The following is a 24365-nucleotide window of genomic DNA, read 5'->3' as shown; positions in this document are numbered from 1 at the left end:
CCGCGATAAGGCGGCAGGTTCGTTCGCAATTGAGCGAAGCTTTTTATAGTCGACCCAGATCGTTGATCAGGGCGAGCAACATCACCCCGATGACCAAACTGATACCGATCTGGACCCCCCAACCTTGCACCCGATCCGAGAGCGGACGACCGCGCGCCAGCTCGATCAGGTAAAACAGCAAATGCCCCCCATCCAGTACTGGAATGGGCAGCAGGTTAAGAACCCCCAGGCTTATGCTCAGGTAGGCCAGGAAATTCAGGAAATCCCCCACGCCCGACTGGGCTGAAGCGCCCGCCACTTTAGCAATGGTTATCGGTCCGCTCAAGTTTTTTACCGAGAGCTCCCCGAACAGCATTTTCTTCAGCGATTCAAGGGTCAGGACGCTCATGCTCCAGGTGCGAGAGAGGCTCTCGCCCACCGCCTCCAACGGCCCGAAGCTCACTTCGCGGAGCATTTCGGCAGGCCATTCGACTCCCTTGACGCCAGCCCCGAGGTAACCCCCAGAGGCCTGCCCTTCCCCGCGCCGCGCAAGGGTTACCGGGACCTCCAGCTGTGCACCATCACGCTCGACGCGCAACTGCACCTTGACCTCGGGACGTGCGCGAACGCTGTCCACGACCTGCTGCCAGTCCGCCAGGGCAACTCCGTCCAGCGCAAGCAACGTGTCGCCGGTCTTGAGCCCGGCCGCAGCCGCAGGCCCCTTGGGGTCGATCTCGGCGAGAACGGGAGGGATGGCTGGACGCCAGGGGCGCAGGCCAAGGGACTGGATCGGGTCCGGCTCGTCGACGCCCTTGAGCCAGTGATCGAGATTGATTTCATGCTGACGCTCGAGGGTAGCGCCCTCATCGCGCACCCCGACCCGCAAGGTGCCGGTCTCACCAAGGCGGCGCACCAACTGCAAATTGACGGCTGACCAGCCGTTGGTCGGCTTGCCGTCGATCGACACCACTTCCTGGCCCGCGACCAGCCCAGCGGAAGCCGCCAGGCTGCCCGACTCCACCGCACCGATGACCGGACGGACTTGCTGGGTTCCGAGCAGCGCCACGACCCAGAAGAACAGGATCGCCAGGAGGAAGTTGGCGATGGGGCCCGCCGCGACGATAGCGATGCGCTGGCCAACCGGCTTGCGGTTGAAGGATTGACCAAGCAGCGCAGGGGGTACCTCTCCCTCACGCTCATCGAGCATCTTGACGTAACCACCCAAGGGAATCGCCGCCACCACGAACTCGGTGCCATGGCGGTCGTGCCATCGCACCAGCGGCGTGCCGAAACCTACGGAGAACCGCAACACCTTGACGCCGCAGCGCCGGGCGACCCAGAAATGGCCGAACTCATGGAAAGTGACCAATACACCCAGGGCTACCAGGGTGCCGATTATCATGTAGAGCGCTGTCATAACCATCTCCGAATGACGTTCAGCCCATCCCTGGAACTCGCGGCCTGCAAGGCGTGAGCATGCAGGCCACCAGCATCAGTAACCGTGGCGCCTCAACCATTCCCGGGAAAGCTCCCGGGCCCGCTGGTCGGCGGCGAATACCGCATCCAGCGTTGGCAGCGCCACCACCGGTTCCTGGTCAAGCACCTGTTCGATCATACCCGCGATCTCGGGGAAGCGGATACGCCGCTGGAGAAATGCCTCCACAGCCACTTCGTTGGCGGCATTGAGCACGGCAGGGGCACTGTTGCCGGCCTCGGCAGCCTGACGCGCCAGACGCAGGCAGGGGAAGCGCTGTTCGTCGGGGGCCTGGAAGTCCAGACGGGCGATCGCGAACAGATCCAACGGCGCGACACCGGAATCGATACGTTCAGGCCAAGCCAGGGCATTGGCGATCGGCGTACGCATGTCCGGATTGCCCAACTGGGCAAGCACCGAACCATCGACGTAATCCACCAGGGAGTGGATGACGCTCTGTGGATGGACCACCACTTCCACTTTGGCCGGAGCTGCATCGAACAACCAGCAGGCTTCGATGAGTTCCAGCCCTTTGTTCATCATGCTCGCCGAGTCGACAGAGATCTTGCGCCCCATGGACCAGTTGGGATGGGCGCAGGCCTGCTCGGGAGTGACGTCCGCCAGCGCGGCGACGGGCGTTTCGCGGAACGGCCCGCCCGAGGCGGTCAGCAGGATACGACGCACGCCCACCTGGGCCAGGCCCCGTCCATGGTCGGTCGGCAGGCACTGAAAGATCGCATTGTGCTCGCTGTCAATCGGCAATAGCACGGCGCCGCTGCGCCGCACCGCATCCATGAACAGCGCACCGGACATCACCAGCGCTTCCTTGTTGGCCAGCAATACCTTCTTGCCCGCCTCCACGGCAGCCAGGGTCGGGCGCAGGCCCGCAGCGCCGACGATGGCCGCCATCACGGCATCCACTTCAGATGCACAGGCGACCTGACAAAGACCCGCCTCCCCTTCCAACACTTCGGTGGGGCAACCGGCAGCGCTCAGACCATCACGCAGGCGCGCAGCGGCATCAGCGCTGGGCACCACCGCATAGGCCGGGCGATGCCGCACACAAAGAGCTAGCAGCTCATCGAGACGGGAGTAGCCGCTCAGGGCGAATACCTGGTAACGCTGAGGATGACGCGCGATGACATCCAGTGTGCTGAGACCGATCGACCCGGTGGCTCCCAGCACTGTGATACGTTGCGGACGACTCACATGACACCCCATTCGGCCGCCCAGAGCAGCACGGCGAACATGGGGATCGCCGCGGTCAGGCTATCGATGCGATCAAGCACGCCACCGTGCCCCGGCAGCAGGTTGCTGCTGTCCTTGATGCCTTCGCGGCGCTTGAACATGCTCTCGGTCAGATCACCGATCACCGAAGACATCACCACGACGACGGCGCCCAGCAGCCCAAGCAGTACTTGCCCGAAGCTCCAGTCGCGAACCAGGCCCACTGCAAGGGCGATCAGCAGGCTGACGGTCATACCGCCATAGACACCTTCCCAGCTCTTGCCCGGACTGACCTGCGGCGCCAGCTTGCGCTTGCCGAAAGCACGCCCGGCGAAGTAGGCCCCGATATCAGCCGCCCAGACCAGAACCATCACCGCCAGGATCAGCCAGTTGCCCAGCTGCCAATGTTTGAGCAGCACCAACCCCTGCCAGGCCGGCAACAACACCAGCAGCCCGATCAGCAGGCGACAGGCGGCACTGGCCCACAGGTCGCTGGTACGAGGATAGGTAAGGACCAGCCAGGTGGCCAGCGCCCACCAGATCACCGACGCCCCCAAGACCCAGGGTGCGAGATCCGGCATCAGATAGAGCAGCATCAACGCCCCGGCCACCACAGCGGCATAAGCCAGGCGCAGCGGTTGGGCCACCAGCCCTGCCAGCCGCGCCCACTCCCAGGCGCCAATGGTCACCACCAGGCCGATGAACAAGGCGAACTCCCCACCGTTGAGCAGGAAGAAACCACCCAGCGCGATCGGCAGCAGGATCAGCGCGGTAATGATGCGTTGTTTAAGCATTAAGCACGAGCTCCAGCCTCGACCTGCTCGCTGGTCTTACCGAAGCGGCGCTGGCGCGAAGCGAAATCGGCCAGGGCGTTGCGCATGGCCTCGTGTTTGAAGTCCGGCCAGTACAGGTCGGAGAAGTACAGCTCGGCATAAGCCAGCTGCCACAGCAGGAAGTTGCTGATGCGATGCTCGCCCCCGGTGCGGATGCACAAGTCGGGTAGCGGCAGATCACCGGTGGCCAGGCACGTCTGCAGCAGATCGGGCGTGATGTCCTCGGGGCGCAGATGGCCCGCCTGGACTTCACGCGCCAGGCGCTGCGCAGCCTGGGCGATATCCCACTGGCCGCCGTAGTTGGCGGCGACCTGCAGGATGAAGCGGTCATTGCCGGCGGTCAGGGCCTCGGCTTCGCGCATTGCAGCCTGCAACTCAGGATGGAAGCGCGAACGATCGCCAATGATCCGCAAACTGATCTTGTTCTCGTTGAGGCGCTTGGCTTCACGGCGCAGGGCCGTGAAGAACAGCTCCATCAGCGCACCGACTTCATCGGCCGGACGCTGCCAGTTCTCACTGGAGAAAGCGAACAAGGTCAGCACCTCGACCCCGGCCTCGGCACAGACTTCGATCACCGCACGCACGGCATCCACGCCAGCCTTGTGCCCGGCGACGCCGGGCAGCAGGCGTCGCTTCGCCCAGCGATTGTTGCCATCCATGATGATCGCGACGTGACGCGGCACCGAAGGCGATGCCGCTGACTTGGTCTTTTCCATGAGAGAAACCCCTGGCCTCAAACGGCCATCAGGTCCTTCTCCTTGATTTCCAGAGCCTTGTCGACTTCAGCGATGAACTTGTCGGTCAGCTTCTGCAGCTCGTCGGCGGCGCGACGCTCTTCGTCTTCGCTGATTTCCTTGTCCTTGGCCAGCTTCTTGAGATCGGCCAGGGCATCGCGACGCACGTTACGCACCGAAACCTTGGCATCTTCGGCAACGCCACGGGCCTGTTTGGTGTAACCCTTACGGGTTTCCTCGGTCAGGGCTGGCATCGGCACACGAATGGTGGTGCCAGCGCTCGACGGGTTCAGGCCCAGGTCGGAAGTCAGGATGGCCTTCTCGATGGCGGCGCTGAGGTTCTTGTCGTGGGCCACGATCTTCAGGGTACGGGCGTCCTCGACGGTGATAGCAGCCACCTGGTTCAGCGGCATCTCGCTACCCCAGGCCGGCACCTTGACGCTATCCAGGATGCTCGGGTGGGCGCGACCGGTGCGGATCGCCGCCAGGTTGCGGCCCAGGGCCTCGATGGACTTGCCCATGCGCTCCTGAGCGTCTTTCTTGATGTCGTTGATCATGCTTCGCCTTCCTCGATCAGAGTACCTTCAGCGCCACCCACCACGATGTTCAGCAGGGCGCCAGGCTTGTTCATGTTGAATACCCGCAATGGCATCTTGTGGTCGCGGCACAGGCAGATTGCGGTCAGGTCCATGACACCGAGCTTGCGATCCAGGACCTCATCGTAGGTCAGGTGATCGAACTTCTCGGCGTGCGGGTCCTTGAATGGATCGGCAGTGTAGACACCATCGACCTTGGTCGCCTTCAGCACCACATCAGCATCGATTTCGATGGCACGCAGGCAGGCTGCGGAGTCGGTGGTGAAGAACGGGTTGCCGGTACCGGCGGAGAAAATTACCACATCCCCGGAGTTGAGGTGACGAATAGCTTTGCGACGGTCGTAATGATCGGTGACACCGACCATGGAAATGGCGGACATGACCAAGGCCGGGATGTTCGAGCGCTCCAGCGCGTCGCGCATGGCCAGGGCGTTCATCACGGTCGCCAGCATCCCCATGTGGTCACCGGTGACGCGGTCCATGCCGGCTGCGCTGAGCGCTGCGCCGCGGAACAGGTTGCCCCCACCGATCACCAGGCCGACCTGGACACCGATACCGACCAGCTGACCGACTTCCAGGGCCATGCGATCAAGTACTTTCGGGTCGATCCCGAATTCTTCCGAGCCCATCAGGGCCTCGCCGCTAAGTTTGAGCAAAATGCGTTTATAGCGAGGTTGGCGACCACTCACCTGCTGGGCCATTGCGAGTCTCTCCTGCGGCGTCTTAAGTAAATTCTGCGCGGGCTGGGTAACAGCCTGCTAACTGTAGCGTGGCACTGCTTCAGCGCCAGCGGAGCCTGGCCGGATAAACCCGGCTCCGGTTTGACAAAGAGGCTGCGCGCGTGAGCGGGCAGCCTCTTTGGGGCGACAGACGAGTCCGTCTTACTGCTTGGCGGCAGCTACCTGGGCGGCAACTTCTTCAGCGAAGTTGTCGACAGGCTTCTCGATACCTTCGCCGACCTTGAAGTAGGTGAAGGAAACGATTTCAGCACCGGCCTTCTTGGCCAGCTCGCCGACTTTGACTTCCGGGTTCATGACGAACGCCTGCTCGACCAGCGAGGCTTCGGCCAGGAACTTCGAGATACGACCTTTGATCATGTTCTCGACGATGTTTTCTGGCTTGCCAGCGATCTTGTCAGCGTTCAGCTGCAGGAAGACGCCCTTCTCGCGCTCGATGGCTTCGGCCGAGACTTCCGACGGCAGCAGGAACTCTGGGTTCGAAGCTGCAACGTGCATGGCGATGTTCTTGGCCAGCTCGACGTCGCCGCCTTTCAGGACGACAGCGGCACCGATCTTGTTGCCGTGCAGGTAAGCACCGACAACGTCACCTTCAACGCGCGCCAGGCGACGGATGTTGACGTTCTCGCCGCACTTGGCGACCAGGGCTTCACGAGCGGCTTCGCGCGAGGCGATCAGCGGGGCTGCGTCGGTCAGCTTCTGGGCGAAGGCTTCTTCGATGCTTTCAGCAACGAAGTTCTTGAAGTCGTCTTGCAAAGCCAGGAAGTCGGTCTGCGAGTTCACTTCCAGCAGGACGGCGGATTTGCCGTCGGTCTTGACGGCGATAGCGCCTTCAGCGGCAACGTTACCAGCCTTCTTGGCAGCCTTGATGGCGCCCGAAGCGCGCATGTCATCAATGGCTTTCTCGATGTCGCCGCCGGCCTTTTCCAGGGCCTTCTTGCAATCCATCATGCCTTCGCCAGTACGCTCACGCAGTTCTTTTACCAGCGCTGCAGTAATTGCTGCCATTTCAAAATCCTCTTGGAAAGTTTTTCAACCATTCCACCCGCTCATCACGGGCGTTCAATTCTGGAAATCCACTGTCTTGATGTCAGCGCACTACAGGATGCGACGGGATGCTGACAGGAGGATTTCAGGTGGCAAAAAGGGGGCCAAGCCCCCTTTTTGCGTGCCAAGTAGACGCAGGCGTCAATTACTCGGCAGCTGGTGCCGCCGCTTCTTCAGCGTAGACTTCGGTGCCGCCAGCAACGTTGTTGCGGCCACGGATGACGGCGTCAGCCATCGAAGTCATGTACAGCTCGATGGCGCGGATGGCGTCATCGTTACCTGGGATGATGTAATCAACACCTTCAGGGCTGCTGTTGGTATCGACAACGCCGATGACCGGGATGCCCAGCTTGTTGGCTTCGGTGATCGCGATGCGCTCGTGATCAACGTCGATGACGAACAGTGCGTCAGGCAGACCGCCCATGTCCTTGATGCCGCCCAGGCTGCGATCCAGCTTTTCCAGGTCGCGGGAACGCATCAGGGCTTCTTTCTTGGTCAGCTTGGCGAAAGTGCCGTCTTCGGCCTGGGTTTCCAGGTCGCGCAGACGCTTGATCGAAGCGCGGATGGTCTTGTAGTTGGTCAGCATGCCGCCCAACCAGCGGTGGTCAACGTATGGCGAACCGCAACGAGCAGCTTGCTCGGCGACGATCTTGCCAGCGGAACGCTTGGTGCCGACGAACAGGATCTTGTTCTTGCCCTGGGCCAGGCGCTCTACGAACGACAGAGCGTCGTTGAACATCGGCAGGGTTTTTTCCAGGTTGATGATGTGAATCTTGTTACGCGCGCCGAAAATGAACTTGCCCATTTTCGGGTTCCAGTAACGGGTCTGGTGGCCGAAGTGCACACCGGCCTTCAGCATATCGCGCATGTTGACTTGGGACATGATAGTTCCTTGATAAGTCGGGTTGGGCCTCCACGTATCCCAATGGCCAACCCACGAGCCCATCGGACTCGGAGCACCCAGGCCATCGTGTCGACACGTGTGTGGGTTTGAGCTTCCGGAGGACCTCCCCCGAAAGCGGCGCATTTTATACCACAGACCGCGAGCGAACGGAACCCAGTCAGAACAGTTCGAATCGACAAGCGACAAGCAAAAGCAAATCGCATGCAGACGGCTGCAGCTTGCAGCTCAATGCTAGGTTTGAAGCCACCCTCTGATAGAATATGGCCTTTCCCGTTTGTTCGCGCCCTCGCGGCGCCGTAGAGAGCCCGTAATGACCGTCACCATCAAGACCGCAGAAGACATCGAGAAGATGCGCATCGCCGGCCGCCTGGCCGCCGAAGTCCTCGAGATGATCGAGGAACACGTCAAGCCCGGTGTCACCACCGAAGAACTGGACCGCATCTGCCACGACTACATCGTCAATGTCCAGCAGGCCATTCCGGCACCGCTCAACTACAAAGGCTTCCCCAAGTCGATCTGCACCTCGATCAATCACGTCGTCTGCCACGGAATCCCCAACGAGAAGCCGCTCAAGGACGGTGACACCATCAACATCGACGTCACCGTGATCAAGGATGGCTACCACGGCGATACCAGCCGTATGTTCCATGTCGGCACCGTCGCCCCGTGGGCCGAGCGTCTGTCCAAGGTGACCCAGGAGTGCATGTACAAGGCCATCGAGCTGGTCAAGCCGGGTTGCCGCCTGGGCGACATCGGCGAGGTCATCCAGAAGCACGCCGAGAAGAATGGCTTCTCCGTGGTCCGCGAGTTCTGCGGTCATGGCATCGGCAAGGTGTTCCATGAAGAGCCGCAAGTGCTGCACTACGGCCGCGCCGGCACCGGCATGGAACTCAAGGAAGGCATGACCTTCACCATCGAACCGATGATCAACCAGGGCAAGGCCGACACCAAGGTGCTGGGCGACGGCTGGACCGCCATCACCAAGGACCGCAAGCTCTCGGCACAGTGGGAACACACCATTCTGGTGACCGCTACCGGCTACGAGATCTTCACCCTGCGCAAGGACGACACCCTCCCGCGCACCTCGGCCTGACGGGGCCAATCACACAGGAACGCGACTCGATGACCCAGGTGGATCCCGAGCTGTTCGACCGCGGCCAGTTCCAGGCGGAACTGGCCCTCAAGGCTAGCCCCATCGCTGCCTTCAAGAAGGCCATCCGCCAGGCGGGCACGGTGCTCGACCGGCGCTTTCGGGAAGGCTGCGAGATCCGCCCTCTCATCGAGGCGCGCGCCTGGTTCGTCGACAACATCCTGCAACAGGCCTGGAACCAGTTCGACTGGCGCGACCAGGCCGGCATCGCCCTGGTGGCCGTCGGCGGCTACGGCCGTGGCGAGCTGCACCCCTGGTCGGACATCGACCTGCTGATCCTGCTCGACAGCGCCGAGCATGAGCAGTACCGCGACGCCATCGAGCGCTTCCTGACGCTGCTCTGGGACATCGGGTTGGAGGTCGGCCAGAGCGTACGGACGGTCGATGAATGCGCCGAACAGGCCCGCGCCGACCTGACGGTCATCACCAACCTGATGGAAAGCCGCACCATCGCCGGCCCTGAAGCCCTGCGCCAGCGCATGCTGGATGTAACCAGCACCGAGCACATGTGGCCGAGCAAGGAGTTCTTCCTGGCCAAGCGCGCCGAACTCAAGGCCCGTCACCACAAGTACAACGACACCGAATACAACCTCGAGCCCAACGTCAAAGGCTCTCCGGGCGGTCTGCGCGACATCCAGACCGTCCTCTGGGTGGCCCGCCGCCAGTACGGCACCCTGAACCTTCATGCCCTGGCCGGCGAAGATTTCCTGCTGGAAAGCGAGAACGAGCTGCTGGCTTCGTCCCAGGCGTTCCTGTGGCGCGTGCGCTATGCCCTGCACATGCTTGCAGGGCGCGCCGAGGACCGCCTGCTGTTCGACCATCAGCGCAGCGTCGCCGCTCTGCTCGGTTACAGCGACGAGAACCCCAAGCGGGCCATCGAACAGTTCATGCAGCAGTACTACCGGGTGGTGATGAGCATCAGCCAGCTGTGCGACCTCATCATCCAGCACTTCGAGGAAGTCATCCTCGCTGACGAAGACAGCGGCACCACCCAGCCGCTCAATGCTCGCTTCCGCCTGCACGATGGCTACATCGAAGCGGTCAACCCGAACGTGTTCAAACGCACGCCGTTCGCCATGCTGGAGATCTTCGTGCTGATGGCACAGCACCCGGAGATCAAGGGCGTGCGCGCCGACACCGTGCGCCAGTTGCGCGAACACCGTCACCTGATCAATGACAAGTTCCGCAACGATATCCGCAACACCAGCCTGTTCATCGAGCTGTTCAAGTGCGAAATCGGCATCCATCGCAACCTGCGGCGCATGAACCGCTACGGCATTCTGGGCCGCTACCTGCCGGAATTCGGCCTGATCGTCGGGCAGATGCAGCACGACCTGTTCCACATCTATACAGTCGATGCCCATACCCTCAACCTGATCAAGCACTTGCGCAAACTCCAGTACACCCCGGTGTCGGAGAAATTCCCGCTGGCCAGCAAGCTCATGGGCCGCCTGCCCAAACCCGAGCTGATCTACCTCGCCGGCCTGTATCACGACATCGGCAAGGGACGCCAGGGCGACCATTCAGAGCTGGGCGCGGTGGATGCCCAGGCGTTCTGCAAGCGCCACCAATTGCCGGCGTGGGACAGCAAACTGATCGTCTGGCTGGTGCAGCAGCACCTGGTGATGTCCACCACCGCCCAGCGCAAGGACCTCTCGGACCCGCAGGTGATCAACGACTTCGCCCTGCTGGTGGGCGACGAGACGCGCCTGGATTACCTCTACGTACTGACCGTGGCCGATATCAACGCCACCAACCCCAGCCTGTGGAACTCCTGGCGCGCCAGCCTGCTGCGCCAGCTCTACACCGAGACCAAGCGCGCCCTGCGCCGGGGCCTGGAAAACCCGCTGGACCGCGAGGAGCAGATCCGCCAGACGCAGACCGCGGCGTTGGATATCCTGGTCCGCGAAGGCACCGACCCGGACGACGTGGAGCAGCTCTGGGCTCAGTTGGGCGACGACTACTTCCTGCGCCACACCGCCGCCGACGTCGCCTGGCACAGCGACGCGATCCTCCAGCAGCCAGCCGATGGCGGCCCCCTGGTACTGATCAAGGAAACCACCCAGCGCGAGTTCGAAGGCGGCACGCAAATCTTCATCTATGCGCCGGACCAGCACGACTTTTTCGCCGTGACCGTAGCCGCGATGTCCCAGCTCAACTTGAACATTCACGATGCGCGGATCATCACCTCCAGCAGCCAGTTCACCCTCGATACCTATATCGTCCTGGACAACGACGGCGGCTCGATCGGCGACAACCCGCAGCGGGTCAAGCAGATCCGCGATGGCCTGACCGAAGCCCTGCGCAACCCTGAGGACTACCCGACCATCATCCAGCGTCGGGTGCCACGACAACTCAAGCACTTCACCTTCGCTCCCCAGGTGACCATCCACAATGACGCCCAGCGGCCGGTGACCATCCTCGAGATCACCGCGCCCGATCGACCTGGCCTGCTGGCCAGGGTCGGCAGGATCTTCCTGGAGTTCGACCTGTCGCTGCAGAACGCCAAGATCGCCACACTGGGCGAACGCGTGGAAGACGTGTTCTTCATTACCGATGCCGACAACCAGCCGCTGTCCGACCCGCAACTGTGCCTTCGTCTGCAGGAGGCCATCATCAAGCAGTTGCAGGCTGGCCAAGCCAGCGACGCCAGCCCGACCCGCGTGACCTTTTAACGATTAGATTGACGAGACCTTGCGCCGATGAACCATGCCCTGACCCAGCTTCAGCCCTACCCGTTCGAAAAACTCCGCGCCCTGCTGGGCAGCGTGAAGCCTGCGGCGGACAAGCGTGCCATCGCCCTGTCGATCGGCGAGCCGAAGCACGAATCGCCGGCGTTCGTCGCCCAGGCCATGGCCGACAACCTCGACAAGCTGGCGGTGTATCCAAGTACGATCGGCCTGCCAGCCCTGCGCCAGGCCATCGGCCAGTGGTGCGAGCGACGCTTCGGTGTACCGGCCGGCTGGCTCGATGCCGACCGTCATATCCTGCCGGTCAATGGTACTCGCGAGGCGTTGTTCGCCTTCACCCAAGCCGTGGTCAACCGCGCCGATGACGGCCTGGTGGTCAGCCCCAACCCGTTCTACCAGATCTACGAAGGCGCGGCCCTGCTGGCGGGCGCTACGCCGCATTACCTGCCATGCCTGGAAAGCAACGGTTTCAACCCTGACTTCGACGCTGTGCCGGTCGAGGTCTGGAAGCGTTGCCAAATCCTCTTCCTGTGCTCGCCCGGCAATCCCACCGGCGCCCTGGTGCCAATGGAGACCCTGAAAAAGCTTATTGCCTTGGCCGACGAGCATGACTTCGTGATTGCCGCGGACGAGTGCTACAGCGAGCTGTACTTCGACGAAGAGGCGCCGCCACCCGGTCTGCTCAGCGCCTGTGCCGAGCTGGGCCGCAGCGACTTCGCCCGCTGCGTGGTGTTCCACAGCCTGTCCAAACGCTCCAACCTGCCGGGCCTGCGCTCCGGTTTCGTGGCGGGCGATGCCAAGATCATCAAGCCATTCCTGCTCTATCGCACCTACCACGGCTGTGCCATGCCGGTGCAGACCCAACTGGCGAGCGTGGCGGCCTGGCAGGACGAAGCCCACGTGCGCGAGAACCGCGACCAGTACCGGGCCAAGTACGACGCGGTGCTGGACATTCTCCAGCCGGTGATGGACGTTCAGCGTCCCGACGGCAGCTTCTACCTGTGGGCCAAGGTGCCCGGCTGCGATGCCGACTTCACCCGCGACCTGTTCGAAGCCGAGCATGTGACTGTGGTGCCAGGCTCCTATCTGTCTCGTGAGGTGGACGGGGTCAACCCTGGCGCTGGCCGCGTGCGCATGGCGCTTGTCGCACCGTTGGCCGAGTGCATCGAGGCGGCAGAACGGATTCGCGCCTTCCTGACTCGCTGAGAGGCGGCGGGTCGGGCAGCGAACTGTCGGTGAGCAATAAGTACCGCACATAGCCACCGGCAACAGGAAAAGCTCCGCATCTTTGACCTAGCGGAGCTTTTCCCTTGACCTCATTGATCTTTCCTCGTCGGCGCGCACCTCTGGACATGCGCCAAGCACATGCCCTGGCGATCGCCGAAAACCCTCGCAACGCTGGCAATGCACCGTTGGCCAACCGCCGTAAACGCGCCCTTGGCGTGCATGGCAAGCTCTGGCGTCCGGGCCGTACCCTTTGGGTCTCGTTCCTAGGCTCGACTGACCGGCGCCTGAAAACCGATATCTTCGACCTGGCCAGCCAATGGCTGGACGAATCCGACGCCAACCTCTCGCTCGACCTTGCGCTGGATGACGACCCACGTGCACAGATCCGTGTACGTGCCCACCCATCGCTGATACACAACGAATCGCTCGTGGGCACAGACGCGCTGACAACCAGGGGCGAAACCATGAACCTGAACGTTGTACCGGCGCAGGCAAGTTTCGAACACGTCGTGCTGCATGAATTCGGCCACGCCCTGGGCGCGGAGCACGAACATCAGCACCCTGGCGCAAACATTCCCTGGAACCTGCCCGAAGTGCTGAAAAGCGTCACCGCGATGCCCGGCTGGACGCACCAGCACGTCATGGAGGAAATGATCGGCACACGTGACGACGTCGGCCTGGTAAAGACCGACTACGACCCCGGCTCAGTCATGCACTACCCAGTTCCCCAGGCCTACACCTTGGGGGACTGGGAAGTTGGGCTGAACAGTCAGCTGAGCGGAAAAGACCTGGCATTCATGCGCCTGGCCTATCCCCATGACTGATGTCCTCAGCGCACTTGGCCCAGGTTCGCCTCGCTGAGGTCTAGCTCGCCCAACACCTGGCGCACCACTTCATCGCCCACCAAGTGCTGGCGATGCAGGTTGTACAGTTCAAGCCGCTGGGCGCGCAGCGCACGTAGACGCAGGCGACGTTCCAACAGGTCCATCTGCTCGGCCAGGGCCCGGGCCTCTGCCGAGTCGTTGTAGCTGTCCAGCTCATCACGGTATTCGGCCATCAGACGCGCCTTCAACTCGGTGGCCATGGTGGCTTGGGTTGCATCCTGAGCGGCGTTGGCATCAATCACTTCTTCCGCCTCCAGCGCGTGGATCGCCGCTTCTGCCGTGCGTCGCCAAGCCTCTTGGACTTCCTGGCGCAAGCGATCATCCGGGCTGCGGGTAACGCCGCGCAGCAGGATCGGCAAGGTGATCACCGCGCAAATCAGTGACAGCAGGATCACCCCAGCGGCAATGAAGATGAGCAGGTCGCGCTCGGGGAAGGCCTTGCCGGCCCCCATCAGCAAAGGTATCGACATCACACCGGCCAGGGTCACGGCGCCGCGCACCCCGCCCAAGGTCAGCAACCAGCAGGAGCGAGCCGTCGGCAGCAGCACCAGTTCAGGCTTGCCGCGCCAGCGCCGCACGACCCCAATGGCGCGCCAGATGCTCTGCACCCAGACAAAACGCAACAGGATCAATGCCGCGAAAATCGCGACCACGTCCAGGCAGCGCCAAGCCAGGGTCGGCCACACCGTGGCTTCATCGGTGACCACGGCCTTGACGATGTCCGGCAACTGCAACCCGAGCAACAGGAAGATCAGGCCATTGAAGGCAAACTCCAGCAGGGACCAGACGCTGCGGTTAAGCAGACGTGTGCTGGTCTGGCGCGGTAACAGGTCGAGCCAGCTCTGCATCATGCCCGCCGCCACCGCCGACAGGATGCCCGACACTCCCAGGCGCTCGGCCAGCACATAAGCGGCGAACGGCAGCAGCAGCATGAACACCACATGGGTCGCTGGGTCATCCCAGCCCCGGGCGATCATCCACATGCGCAGGCGCCCGACCAGCCAGCTCAATACCACTCCCACGCCCAGTCCACCCAGAGCGACCAGCACGAACGTGAGGCTGGCATCGGCCAAGGAAAACACGCCAGTGATAGCTGCGACGAGGGCAAACTTGAAGGTCACCAGGCCCGAGGCGTCGTTCATCAGCGCCTCCCCCTGGAGCATGTGCATCAACGGCGTGGGCAGGCGGTCCTGGGTGATGGCCGACACCGCCACCGCATCGGTAGGCGACAGCACCGCCGCCAAGGCGAACGCCACCGGCAGGGGAATGCTGGGCAGCAGCCAGTGGATGAAGTAACCCGCACCGACCACGGTGAACAGCACCAGGCCCACTGCCAGCGCCACCACCGGACCACGGATGCGCCAAAGCTCACGCTTGGGCATGCGCCAGCCATCGGCGAACAGCAAGGGCGGCAGGAACAGGAACAGGAACAACTCCGGATCCAGCGCAACGTGCAGCCCGAGGGTCGGCCAGGCCAGCAAAGCGCCGGCGCCGATCTGCACCAGCGGAAGCGGCAGCGGAATCACCCGCCCCACCAGTTTCGACAAGCTCACCAGCATCAGCAGGATTAGGACGGTATAGGCTGACTGCATCGGCAAAGCTTCCTCTTTGAACGGACAAACGACAGCGCAGGCGAGATAGCCTTTGAAACAATATGTTAGCGGTGCTCCGCTACCTAGAGCCGCTGCACGATAGTCGCAGCTGCCCTGCCAATATGTAACACAATGCTACTCCTCTCGATGCGACAACCCTGCGCGACCACAGCCGTGGCGCTCAATGGAACGATGCCGCATAATCCGGCGACTGACTTTCGGGAGAACATGGGGAGGATTGGGGAAGCCAACGATCCCCGATGAATTCAATGGCTTACACTCTCTACGGCATCAAAGCCTGCGACACCATGAAGAAGGCCCGTACCTGGCTTGACGAAAACGCCGTCAGCTACGCCTTCCATGACTACAAGACTCAGGGCATCGACCGCGACAGCCTGAACCGCTGGTGCGAGGAGCACGGCTGGGAAGTGATCCTAAATCGCGCCGGCACCACCTTCCGCAAGCTGGACGACGCCAGCAAGGCCGATCTCGACCAGGCCAAGGCCGTCGACCTGATGCTGGCCCAGCCTTCGATGATCAAGCGCCCGGTGCTCGATCTTGGTAACCGCACCCTGGTGGGTTTCAAGCCCGACCTGTACGCCGCGGCACTGGCCTGAACCGCCTTCGCTTCAACCCCTTATTCGCATGAGGTAATTGCATGTCCACTACCCTGTTCAGCCTGGCCTTCGGTGTCGGCACCCAGAACCGCCAGGGCACCTGGCTGGAAGTCTTCTACGCTCAGCCTGTCCTCGCCCCGAGCGCTGAGCTGGTCGCAGCCATCGCGCCGATCCTCGGCTACGAAGGCGGCAACCAGGCCATTGCCTTCAGCAACGCCCAGGCCGCCCAGTTGGCTGAAGCCGTCAAGGGCGTGGACGCCGCCCAGGCCGCACTGCTGACCCGCCTGGCCGAAAGCCATAAGCCGCTGGTCGCCACCGTGCTGGCTGAAGACGGCGCCCTGACCTCCACGCCAGAGGCGTACCTGAAGCTGCACCTGCTTTCGCACCGCCTGGTCAAGCCACACGGCGTGAGCCTGGCCGGTATCTTCCCTCTGCTGCCGAACGTCGCCTGGACCAACCAGGGCGCGGTCGACCTGAGCGAGCTGGCCGAATTGCAACTGGAAGCGCGCCTCAAAGGCGAGCTGCTGGAAGTGTTCTCGGTGGACAAGTTCCCGAAGATGACCGACTACGTGGTTCCAGCTGGCGTGCGTATCGCCGACACCGCCCGTGTACGCCTGGGCGCCTACATCGGCGAAGGCACCACCATCATGCACGAAGGCTTCGTCAACTTTAACGCTGGCACCGAAGGCCCAGGCATGATCGAAGGCCGCGTCTCCGCAGGCGTGTTCGTCGGCAAGGGCTCGGACCTGGGCGGCGGCTGCTCGACCATGGGTACCCTGTCCGGCGGCGGCAACATTGTCATCAAAGTCGGCGAAGGTTGCCTGATCGGCGCCAATGCCGGTATCGGTATCCCGCTGGGCGACCGCAACACCGTGGAAGCTGGTCTGTACATCACTGCCGGTACCAAAGTGAACCTGCTGGACGAGAACAACCAACTGGTCAAGGTAGTCAAGGCGCGCGACCTGGCCGGCCAGACCGACCTGCTGTTCCGTCGCAACTCGCTCAACGGCGCGGTGGAGTGCAAGACCCACAAGTCGGCCATCGAGCTGAACGAGGCGCTGCACGCCCACAACTGAGAACCTGCCCGGGTTTGAAGTGATAAGATCGGGGCTGACGTCATGTCAGTCCCGATTTTTCATTCCAGGCCCCGCGATCATGTTCCAGCCCTCCCCCTGGCGTGCCGACTTCCCCGCCATCGCCGCCCTGCAACGCCAGCACCAGACCTACCTGGACAGCGCCGCCACCACGCAGAAACCTCAAGTTTTGCTCGATGCCCTGAGCCATTACTACGGCCATGGCGCAGCCAACGTGCATCGTGCCCAGCACCTGCCTGGCGCGTTGGCGACCCAGGCCTTCGAGGCTAGCCGCGACAAGGTAGCCGCTTGGCTCAACGCCGCAGATTCCCGGCAGATCGTGTTCACCCATGGCGCCACCTCGGCCCTCAACCTGCTGGCTTATGGCCTGGAATACCGCTTCGAAGCAGGCGATGAGATTGCAATCAGCGCCCTGGAACACCACGCCAACCTGTTGCCCTGGCAGCAACTGGCGCGACGGCGCGGTGTGCGCCTGGTAGTGCTGCCACTGGACGAACATGGCCGCATCGATCTGGACCAAGCCCTGCAACTGATCGGCCCGCGCACCCGGTTGCTGGCGGTCAGCCAGCTATCCAACGTGCTGGGCACCTGGCAGCCACTGCCGGCCCTGCTCTCCCACGCGCGCGCCCAAGGCGCGCTGACGGTGGTCGACGGTGCCCAAGGCGTTGTGCATGGCCGCCATGACGTGCAGCAACTGGGCTGCGACTTCTACGTATTTTCCAGCCACAAACTCTATGGCCCCGAAGGCGTCGGTGTGCTCTATGGCCGTCCGCAGGCACTGGAGCAGCTGCGTCACTGGCAATTTGGCGGTGAGATGGTGCAACTGGCCGACTACCAAAGCGCCAGTTTCCGTCCGGCACCGCTGGGTTTCGAGGCCGGCACGCCGCCGATCGCCGGAGTCATTGGCCTTGGGGCGACCCTCGACTACCTGGCCAGCCTCGACGCCACCGCCGTGGCCCACCATGAGACCAGCCTCCATCACTCCCTGCTGCGCGGCCTGGGCGATCGCGAAGGCATCCGCATCCTGGGCACGCCACAAGCGGCCCTGGTGAGCTTTGTGGTAGAGGGTGTGCACAATGCCGATATCGCTCATCTGCTCACCGAGCAAGGTATTGCCGTACGCGCCGGCCACCACTGCGCCATGCCACTGCTCAAAGGGCTGGGCCTGGAGGGGGCGATTCGCGTGTCCCTGGCCTTGTACAACGACAGCGACGACCTGCAGCGGTTCTTCGATGCCCTGGATCAAGGCCTGGAGCTGCTGCGATGAGCTTGCCTACCGCCGCCAGACAGGCGCTGGAGCACTTCGAACAGGCCCGGGGTTGGGAGCAGCGGGCGCGGTTACTGATGCAATGGGGCGATCGCCTGGAGCCGCTGACAGAAACACAGCAAACCGATGAGCATCGTGTGCACGGCTGCGAAAGCCTGGTGTGGCTGGTGGCCGAGCACGTCGACGGCCAGTGGCACTTCAAGGCCAGTAGCGACGCGCGTCTGCTGCGCGGGCTGTTGGCGCTGTTGCTGGTGCGGGTGCAGGGCTTGCCCAGCGCGGAGCTGGCGCAGGTCGATCTGCGCGGCTGGTTTACCCAGTTGGGGCTGGAACGTCAGCTCTCACCGTCACGCTCCAATGGCCTTCATGCGGTATTGCAGCGAATGGCTGAATTGGCGGGCCGTCAGTGACTGGGGACTCTTCGCCGGTAAGCCTGCGAAAGGGCTCCTCAGGCCACTGTCATCCCTGGCCCCTCGGCCCGATGGGGCAGGCGGCGAGCAATCACTGGCTTACTCGGCCTTGACCCGCTCCGAAGGCCGTCGGGCACCGCCCACCAGTTTTTCCACCGCCTTGCTCGCCGCGACCATGCCGAAGGTTGCGGTGACCATCATCACTGCCCCGAAGCCGCCAGAGCAGTCCAGGCGCACGCCCTCGCCCACGAAGCTCTTTTGCAGGCACACGCTGCCATCACCCTTGGGGTAGCGCAGCTGCTCGCTGGAGAACACACAGGGCACACCGTAGTTGCGCGATACATTGCGCGAGAAGTTGTAGTCGCGCCGCAGGGTCGAGCGTACCCGCGAGGCCAGCGGGTCATTGAAGGTCTTGTTCAGATCGCCGATCTGGACCTGGGTCGGGTCGATTTGCCCGCCCGCGCCGCCGGTGGTGACGATAGCGATCTTGCGACGACGACACCAGGCGATCAGTGCGGCCTTGGCCATCACGCTGTCGATGCAGTCGATGACGCAATCGAGATTTTCAGTGATGTACTCGATCATGGTGTCGCGGGTAACGAAGTCAGCCACCGCATGCACGGTACAGGCCGGGTTGATCGCCCGCAGGCGCTCGGCCATGACCTCGACCTTGGGACGTCCGACTTGCCCTTCCAAGGCATGAGCCTGGCGGTTGGTGTTGCTCACGCAGACATCATCCAGGTCGAACAGGGTGATCTCGCCAACACCACTGCGGGCCATGGCTTCGGCGGCCCAGGACCCGACCCCACCAATACCGACGATCGCCACATGGGCCCGGCGCAGGCGCTCCAGGCCTTGCTCGCCATACAGCCGGGCAACGCCGGCGAAGCGTGGATCTTCTGTGCTCATGATCACCCCCTGAAAAAACGGCGCGCATTATAAGCCAACAGGCGGGCCCTGGGGCTTTCGTGCTGCCCGCTCACCGCACCTGGCAGCCCTTGCGAGGCGCTGGTTAGTAAAGCCCCTACAAATCCTGCTTTAATATCCCACTTATCGCAGTGGTCCTGAGCAATAGCCGAGCGGCTTCAGAACTTCATCTCCGGCGGGAAATCCAAGCCATTGCCCGCCCCCGCTCTCCTTTCGGAATCTGAAACATCTATGTCATCACGCAAATTCGGTCTCAACCTGGTAGTGGTCCTGGCCATTGCCGCGCTGTTCACCGGTTTCTGGGCGCTGATCAACCGTCCAGTGTCTGCCCCCGCCTGGCCGGAGCAGATCTCTGGTTTCTCCTATTCGCCGTTCCGCCTCGGGCAAAGCCCGCAAAAGGGGCAGTACCCCAGCGACGAAGAGATCCGCCAAGACCTAGAACAGATGAGCAAGCTGACCGACAGTATCCGCATCTATACCGTCGAGGGCACCCAGGCCGACATACCGCGCCTTGCCGAAGAACTTGGTCTACGCATCACCCTGGGGATCTGGATCAGCCCGGACCTGGAACGCAACGAACGCGAAATCGCCAAGGCGATCGAACTGGCCAATACCTCCCGCAGCGTGGTTCGGGTCGTGGTGGGCAACGAGGCGCTGTTCCGCAAGGAGGTCACGCCCGAGGCGCTGATCGGGTACCTGGACCGGGTGCGTGCTGCGGTCAAGGTGCCGGTCACGACCAGTGAACAGTGGCACATCTGGAAGGAAACCCCCGAACTGGCCAAGCATGTCGACCTGATCGCCGCACACATCTTGCCCTATTGGGAATTCGTGCCGATGAAGGACTCGCTACAGTTCGTTCTCGACCGCGCCCGCGAACTCAAGCATCAGTTCCCCCGCAAACCCCTGCTGCTTTCCGAAGTCGGCTGGCCAAGCAACGGCCGCATGCGCGGCGGGGCCGACGCGACCCAGGCCGACCAGGCCATCTACCTGCGCACACTGGTCAACACGCTAAACCGACGGGGCTACAACTACTTCGTCATCGAGGCTTACGACCAACCCTGGAAAGCCAGCGACGAAGGCTCGGTGGGTGCCTACTGGGGCGTGTACAACGCCGCGCGCCAGCAGAAGTTCAACTTCGAGGGGCCGGTCGTGGCCATCCCGCAGTGGCGCGCCCTGGCGGTGGCGTCTGTAGTACTGGCGATGATTGCCCTGACCGTACTGCTGATCGACGGCTCGGCACTGCGCCAGCGCGGTCGCACCTTCCTCACGTTCATTACCTTCCTGTGCGGATCGGTGCTGGTGTGGATCGCCTATGACTACAGCCAGCAATACAGCACCTGGTTCAGCCTGACCGTCGGCGTGCTCCTGGCCTTGGGCGCATTGGGCGTGTTCATCGTGCTGCTGACCGAAGCCCATGAACTGGCCGAAGCGGTCTGGATCCACAAGCGCCGGCGCGAGTTCCTGCCGGTGCAAGGCGATTCGGCCTATAGGCCAAAGGTGTCGATCCATGTCCCGTGCTACAACGAACCGCCGGAAATGGTGAAACAGACTCTGGATGCCCTCGCCGCCCTGGACTATCCGGACTACGAAGTGCTGGTGATCGACAACAACACCAAGGATCCGGCCGTCTGGGAGCCGCTCAAGGCCCACTGCGAACGCCTGGGCGAACGCTTCCGCTTCTTCCACGTCGCACCGCTGGCCGGTTTCAAGGGTGGCGCGCTGAACTACCTGATCCCTCATACGGCCAAGGACGCCGAAGTGATCGCGGTGATCGACTCGGACTACTGTGTCGACCGCAACTGGCTCAAGCACATGGTGCCGCACTTCGCCGACCCGAAGATCGCCGTGGTGCAGTCGCCCCAGGACTACCGCGACCAGCACGAAAGCGCTTTCAAGAAGCTGTGCTACAGCGAATACAAGGGCTTCTTCCACATCGGCATGGTCACTCGCAACGACCGAGACGCGATCATCCAGCACGGCACCATGACCATGACCCGACGCTCAGTCCTGGAAGAGCTGGGCTGGGCCGAATGGTGCATCTGCGAGGATGCCGAGTTGGGTCTGCGGGTGTTCGAGAAGGGGCTTTCGGCCGCCTACGCCCACAACAGTTATGGCAAGGGCCTGATGCCCGACACCTTCATCGACTTCAAGAAACAGCGTTTTCGCTGGGCCTATGGCGCCATCCAGATCATCAAGCACCATGCCGCCGCGCTGTTGCGGGGCAAGGGCAGCGAACTGACCCGTGGCCAGCGCTACCACTTCCTCGCTGGCTGGCTGCCGTGGATCGCCGACGGCATGAACATCTTCTTCACTGTCGGTGCCCTGCTCTGGTCGGCGGCGATGATCATAGTTCCACAGCGGGTCGACCCACCGCTGATGATCTTCGCCATCCCGCCACTGGCGCTGTTCTTCTTCAAGGTCGGCAAGATCATCTTCCTCTATCGCCGCGCAGTCGGCGTGAACCTCAAGGATGCCTTCGCCGCCGCGTTGGCCGGGCTTGCTCTGTCGCACACCATCGCCAAGGCGGTGCTGTACGGCTTCTTCACCAGCAGCATGCCGTTCTTCCGCACCCCGAAGAATGCCGACAGCCATGGCTTGCTGGTGGCGATTTCCGAGGCGCGCGAGGAGTTGTTCATCATGCTGCTGCTCTGGGGCGCTGCGCTGGGCATCTATCTGGTCCAAGGCCTGCCGGGGGCGGACATGCGCTTCTGGGTGGCGATGTTGTTGGTGCAGTCGCTGCCTTACCTGGCGGCGCTGGTGATGGCAATGCTGTCATCCTTGCCGAAGCCTGGGGATGAGGCCGTCGAGGCCAAGGCTACCTGACACAGGGGCTGGCCGGGTCACGCCCTGTGGGAGCGCCTCCAGGGTTAGCGATGACTTCTGTCGGAGCGGCCTTGTGTCGCGAAGGGGCCGCAGCGCGGCCCCATTCCCAGTGCCCGTCTTATTCATTTGATATAAGATAACGCCCCTGTTTTCCCGCCCGCCTTGCCCCGGAGTCCTTCATGACGGCCCCAGCCGAGCTTTCGCCTACCCTTCAACTGGCCTGCGACCTGATCCGTCGCCCCTCGGTCACTCCCGTCGATGCCGACTGTCAGGCCCAGATGATGCAGCGCCTGGGCGCCGTCGGTTTCGAACTCGAGCCGATGCGTATCGAGGACGTCGACAACTTCTGGGCCACCCACGGCAACCAGGAAGGCCCCGTGCTGTGTTTTGCCGGCCACACCGACGTGGTCCCCACCGGCCCGGTGCAAGCCTGGCAACATGAGCCTTTCGAAGCCCTGATCGATGCCGATGGCATGCTCTGCGGCCGTGGCGCCGCGGACATGAAAGGCAGCCTCGCCTCGATGGTGGTGGCCAGCGAACGCTTCGTGCGGGACTACCCGAACCACCGCGGCAAGGTCGCCTTCCTCATCACCAGCGACGAGGAAGGCCCGGCGCACCATGGCACCAAGGCCGTGGTCGAACGCCTCAAGGCACGCAACGAGCGTCTGGACTGGTGCATCGTCGGTGAACCTTCCAGCACCAGCCTGCTGGGCGATGTCGTGAAGAACGGCCGTCGCGGCTCGCTCGGCGCCAAGCTGACCGTACGCGGCAAGCAAGGCCACGTGGCCTATCCGCACCTGGCGCGCAACCCGATCCACCTGGCCGCGCCGGCCCTGGCGGAACTGGCCGCCGAACACTGGGACGAAGGCAATGCGTTCTTCCCGCCGACCAGTTTCCAGATCTCCAACCTCAATTCCGGTACCGGCGCCACCAACGTGGTGCCGGGCGAGCTGACCGCGCTGTTCAACTTCCGCTTCTCCACCGAATCCACGGTCGAGGGCCTGCAGGCTCGCGTGGCAGCAATCCTCGACAAGCATCAGCTGGAGTGGAGCATCGACTGGGCGCTGTCTGGCCTGCCATTCCTCACCGAGCCGGGCGAGCTGCTCGATGCGGTTTCGGCCAGCATCAAGGGCGTGACCGGTCGTGATACCCAGCCCTCCACCAGCGGCGGTACCTCCGACGGGCGCTTCATCGCGACCCTCGGCACCCAGGTGGTCGAGCTCGGCCCGGTCAACGCGACCATTCACCAGGTCGACGAACGCATCCTGGCCAGCGACCTCGACCTGCTGACCGAGATTTACTACCAGACCCTGGTACGGTTGCTCGCCTGATGCTCGCCTGCCCGCTCTGCCAGGCCGCCCTGACGCGGCTCGACAACGGCGTGGTGTGCCCCGCCGGGCATCGCTTCGACCGTGCCCGCCAGGGCTACCTGAACCTGCTGCCGGTGCAGCACAAGAACAGCCGCGATCCAGGCGACAACCAAGCGATGGTCGAAGCCCGCCGCGACTTCCTTGATGCTGGCCACTACGCGCCTGTCGCCCGGCGCTTGGCTGAACTGGCCGCCGAACGCCAGCCCGGCGCCTGGCTCGACATCGGTTGCGGCGAAGGCTATTACACCGCGCAGATCGCCCAAGCGTTGCCGCAAGCCCAAGGCTATGCGCTGGATATCTCCCGCGAGGCGGTCAAGCGCGCGTGCCGCCGGGCCCCGCAGGTGACCTGGATGGTCGCGAGCATGGCTCGCGTGCCGCTGCTCGATGCCAGCTGCCAATTCATCGCCAGCGTGTTCAGCCCGCTGGACTGGCAGGAGGCCAAGCGCCTGCTCAGCCCCGGCGGCGGGCTGATGCGGGTGGGGCCGACCAGCGGCCATCTGATGGAACTGCGCCAGGTGCTCTACGATGAAGTACGGCCTTACGCCGATGACAAGCACCTGGCCCTGATTCCCGAGGGCATGCACCACGCCCATGGCGAAGTGCTCGAGTTCCGCCTGAGTCTGGCCGAGCCCAAGGCTCGCGCCGACCTGCTGGCCATGACACCGCACGGCTGGCGCGCCAGCGCCGAAAGACGCGCACGAGTGATCGACCAGCCCGAGCCGTTCGACGTGACGGTTTCCATGCGTTATGACTATTTCGTGCGCCAAGACTGAGCACACCCGGAGC

The 24365-nt window shown here is 63.1% G+C and carries 21 protein-coding genes; 11 read left to right on the top strand and 10 right to left on the bottom strand.

The window, feature by feature from the left end; translation table 11 throughout:
* Positions 1-43 precede the first annotated feature (43 nt).
* The 8 genes from rseP to rpsB form a co-directional block, all read right to left on the bottom strand.
* Positions 44-1396, bottom strand: a complete 1353-nt coding sequence (gene rseP, locus AB1N67_RS05560; RefSeq protein WP_367863587.1) for an RIP metalloprotease RseP — start codon at positions 1394-1396, stop codon at positions 44-46.
* A gap of 75 nt (positions 1397-1471) precedes the next feature.
* Entirely contained in the window at positions 1472-2662 is a 1191-nt protein-coding gene (gene ispC, locus AB1N67_RS05555) for a 1-deoxy-D-xylulose-5-phosphate reductoisomerase (protein ID WP_043208860.1), read from the bottom strand.
* On the bottom strand, positions 2659-3474 hold the full coding sequence (locus tag AB1N67_RS05550; RefSeq protein ID WP_043208863.1) for a phosphatidate cytidylyltransferase: 816 nt from the start codon (positions 3472-3474) through the stop codon (positions 2659-2661). Before AB1N67_RS05550 ends, ispC begins: the two co-directional genes overlap by 4 nt.
* Positions 3474-4229: a polyprenyl diphosphate synthase gene (gene uppS / locus AB1N67_RS05545; protein ID WP_043208866.1), complete on the bottom strand. Its 756-nt coding sequence runs from the start codon at positions 4227-4229 to the stop codon at positions 3474-3476. The genes AB1N67_RS05550 and uppS overlap by 1 nt, the downstream gene beginning before the upstream one ends.
* A 17-nt stretch (positions 4230-4246) precedes the next feature.
* The gene (gene frr / locus AB1N67_RS05540; RefSeq protein WP_043208868.1) at positions 4247-4804 is read right to left on the bottom strand and encodes a ribosome recycling factor; all 558 of its coding nucleotides are present in this window, start codon (positions 4802-4804) and stop codon (positions 4247-4249) included.
* Positions 4801-5544 (bottom strand): UMP kinase, encoded by a 744-nt coding sequence (gene pyrH / locus AB1N67_RS05535; RefSeq protein ID WP_043208871.1) that lies wholly within the window; start codon positions 5542-5544, stop codon positions 4801-4803. Before pyrH ends, frr begins: the two co-directional genes overlap by 4 nt.
* A gap of 180 nt (positions 5545-5724) precedes the next feature.
* Positions 5725-6588 carry a translation elongation factor Ts gene (gene tsf / locus AB1N67_RS05530; protein WP_043208875.1) on the bottom strand — a complete coding sequence of 288 codons (864 nt, stop codon included), beginning with the start codon at positions 6586-6588 and terminating at the stop codon, positions 5725-5727.
* Between the two features lie 184 nt (positions 6589-6772).
* Positions 6773-7510 carry a 30S ribosomal protein S2 gene (gene rpsB, locus AB1N67_RS05525; protein ID WP_043208878.1) on the bottom strand — a complete coding sequence of 246 codons (738 nt, stop codon included), beginning with the start codon at positions 7508-7510 and terminating at the stop codon, positions 6773-6775.
* Positions 7511-7841: 331 nt separating this feature from the next.
* Here rpsB and map point away from each other — a divergent pair, with 331 nt between their 5' ends.
* The 4 genes from map to AB1N67_RS05505 all read left to right on the top strand — a co-directional run bounded on the left by map (position 7842) and on the right by AB1N67_RS05505 (position 13422).
* Positions 7842-8624 (top strand): type I methionyl aminopeptidase, encoded by a 783-nt coding sequence (gene map, locus AB1N67_RS05520; protein ID WP_043208882.1) that lies wholly within the window; start codon positions 7842-7844, stop codon positions 8622-8624.
* A gap of 29 nt (positions 8625-8653) precedes the next feature.
* A complete protein-coding gene (locus AB1N67_RS05515; RefSeq protein WP_043208884.1) occupies positions 8654-11356 on the top strand; it encodes a [protein-PII] uridylyltransferase in 2703 nt (900 codons plus the stop codon).
* Between the two features lie 27 nt (positions 11357-11383).
* Positions 11384-12577 (top strand): succinyldiaminopimelate transaminase, encoded by a 1194-nt coding sequence (gene dapC / locus AB1N67_RS05510; protein ID WP_070572373.1) that lies wholly within the window; start codon positions 11384-11386, stop codon positions 12575-12577.
* Between the two features lie 104 nt (positions 12578-12681).
* Entirely contained in the window at positions 12682-13422 is a 741-nt protein-coding gene (locus tag AB1N67_RS05505; protein ID WP_139205759.1) for a peptidase M12, read from the top strand.
* A 5-nt stretch (positions 13423-13427) separates the two neighbouring features.
* On the opposite strand, the gene AB1N67_RS05500 is transcribed toward AB1N67_RS05505, so the two are convergent.
* On the bottom strand, positions 13428-15074 hold the full coding sequence (locus AB1N67_RS05500) for a Na+/H+ antiporter (protein ID WP_043208891.1): 1647 nt from the start codon (positions 15072-15074) through the stop codon (positions 13428-13430).
* A 269-nt stretch (positions 15075-15343) separates the two neighbouring features.
* Between AB1N67_RS05500 and AB1N67_RS05495 the strand changes: the two genes are divergently transcribed.
* The 4 genes from AB1N67_RS05495 to AB1N67_RS05480 all read left to right on the top strand — a co-directional run bounded on the left by AB1N67_RS05495 (position 15344) and on the right by AB1N67_RS05480 (position 18459).
* Positions 15344-15691, top strand: a complete 348-nt coding sequence (locus AB1N67_RS05495) for an ArsC family reductase (RefSeq protein ID WP_090346071.1) — start codon at positions 15344-15346, stop codon at positions 15689-15691.
* 41 nt (positions 15692-15732) lie between these two features.
* A complete protein-coding gene (gene dapD, locus AB1N67_RS05490) occupies positions 15733-16767 on the top strand; it encodes a 2,3,4,5-tetrahydropyridine-2,6-dicarboxylate N-succinyltransferase (RefSeq protein ID WP_043208895.1) in 1035 nt (344 codons plus the stop codon).
* Between the two features lie 79 nt (positions 16768-16846).
* The gene (locus AB1N67_RS05485; protein ID WP_090346068.1) at positions 16847-18052 is read left to right on the top strand and encodes a cysteine desulfurase; all 1206 of its coding nucleotides are present in this window, start codon (positions 16847-16849) and stop codon (positions 18050-18052) included.
* Positions 18049-18459, top strand: a complete 411-nt coding sequence (locus tag AB1N67_RS05480; protein ID WP_090346065.1) for a SufE family protein — start codon at positions 18049-18051, stop codon at positions 18457-18459. Before AB1N67_RS05485 ends, AB1N67_RS05480 begins: the two co-directional genes overlap by 4 nt.
* 99 nt (positions 18460-18558) lie before the next feature.
* On the opposite strand, the gene tcdA is transcribed toward AB1N67_RS05480, so the two are convergent.
* On the bottom strand, positions 18559-19368 hold the full coding sequence (tcdA, locus tag AB1N67_RS05475; RefSeq protein WP_070572385.1) for a tRNA cyclic N6-threonylcarbamoyladenosine(37) synthase TcdA: 810 nt from the start codon (positions 19366-19368) through the stop codon (positions 18559-18561).
* A gap of 249 nt (positions 19369-19617) precedes the next feature.
* On the opposite strand from tcdA, the gene AB1N67_RS05470 reads away from it, so the two are divergent.
* From AB1N67_RS05470 to AB1N67_RS05460, 3 genes are all read left to right on the top strand, one after another.
* The gene (locus AB1N67_RS05470) at positions 19618-22209 is read left to right on the top strand and encodes a glycosyltransferase (RefSeq protein ID WP_102082214.1); all 2592 of its coding nucleotides are present in this window, start codon (positions 19618-19620) and stop codon (positions 22207-22209) included.
* 179 nt (positions 22210-22388) lie between these two features.
* A complete protein-coding gene (dapE, locus tag AB1N67_RS05465; protein ID WP_070572389.1) occupies positions 22389-23540 on the top strand; it encodes a succinyl-diaminopimelate desuccinylase in 1152 nt (383 codons plus the stop codon).
* The gene (locus AB1N67_RS05460; protein ID WP_043215786.1) at positions 23540-24352 is read left to right on the top strand and encodes a putative RNA methyltransferase; all 813 of its coding nucleotides are present in this window, start codon (positions 23540-23542) and stop codon (positions 24350-24352) included. The genes dapE and AB1N67_RS05460 overlap by 1 nt, the downstream gene beginning before the upstream one ends.
* The last annotated feature ends 13 nt before the right edge of the window (positions 24353-24365 follow it).

The sequence above is a fragment of the Pseudomonas guariconensis genome (assembly GCF_040822035.1).
GTDB lineage: Bacteria > Pseudomonadota > Gammaproteobacteria > Pseudomonadales > Pseudomonadaceae > Aquipseudomonas > Aquipseudomonas guariconensis.
The sequence above is the reverse complement of the archived record's forward strand: the minus strand, read 5'-3'. Positions and strand labels throughout refer to the sequence as shown.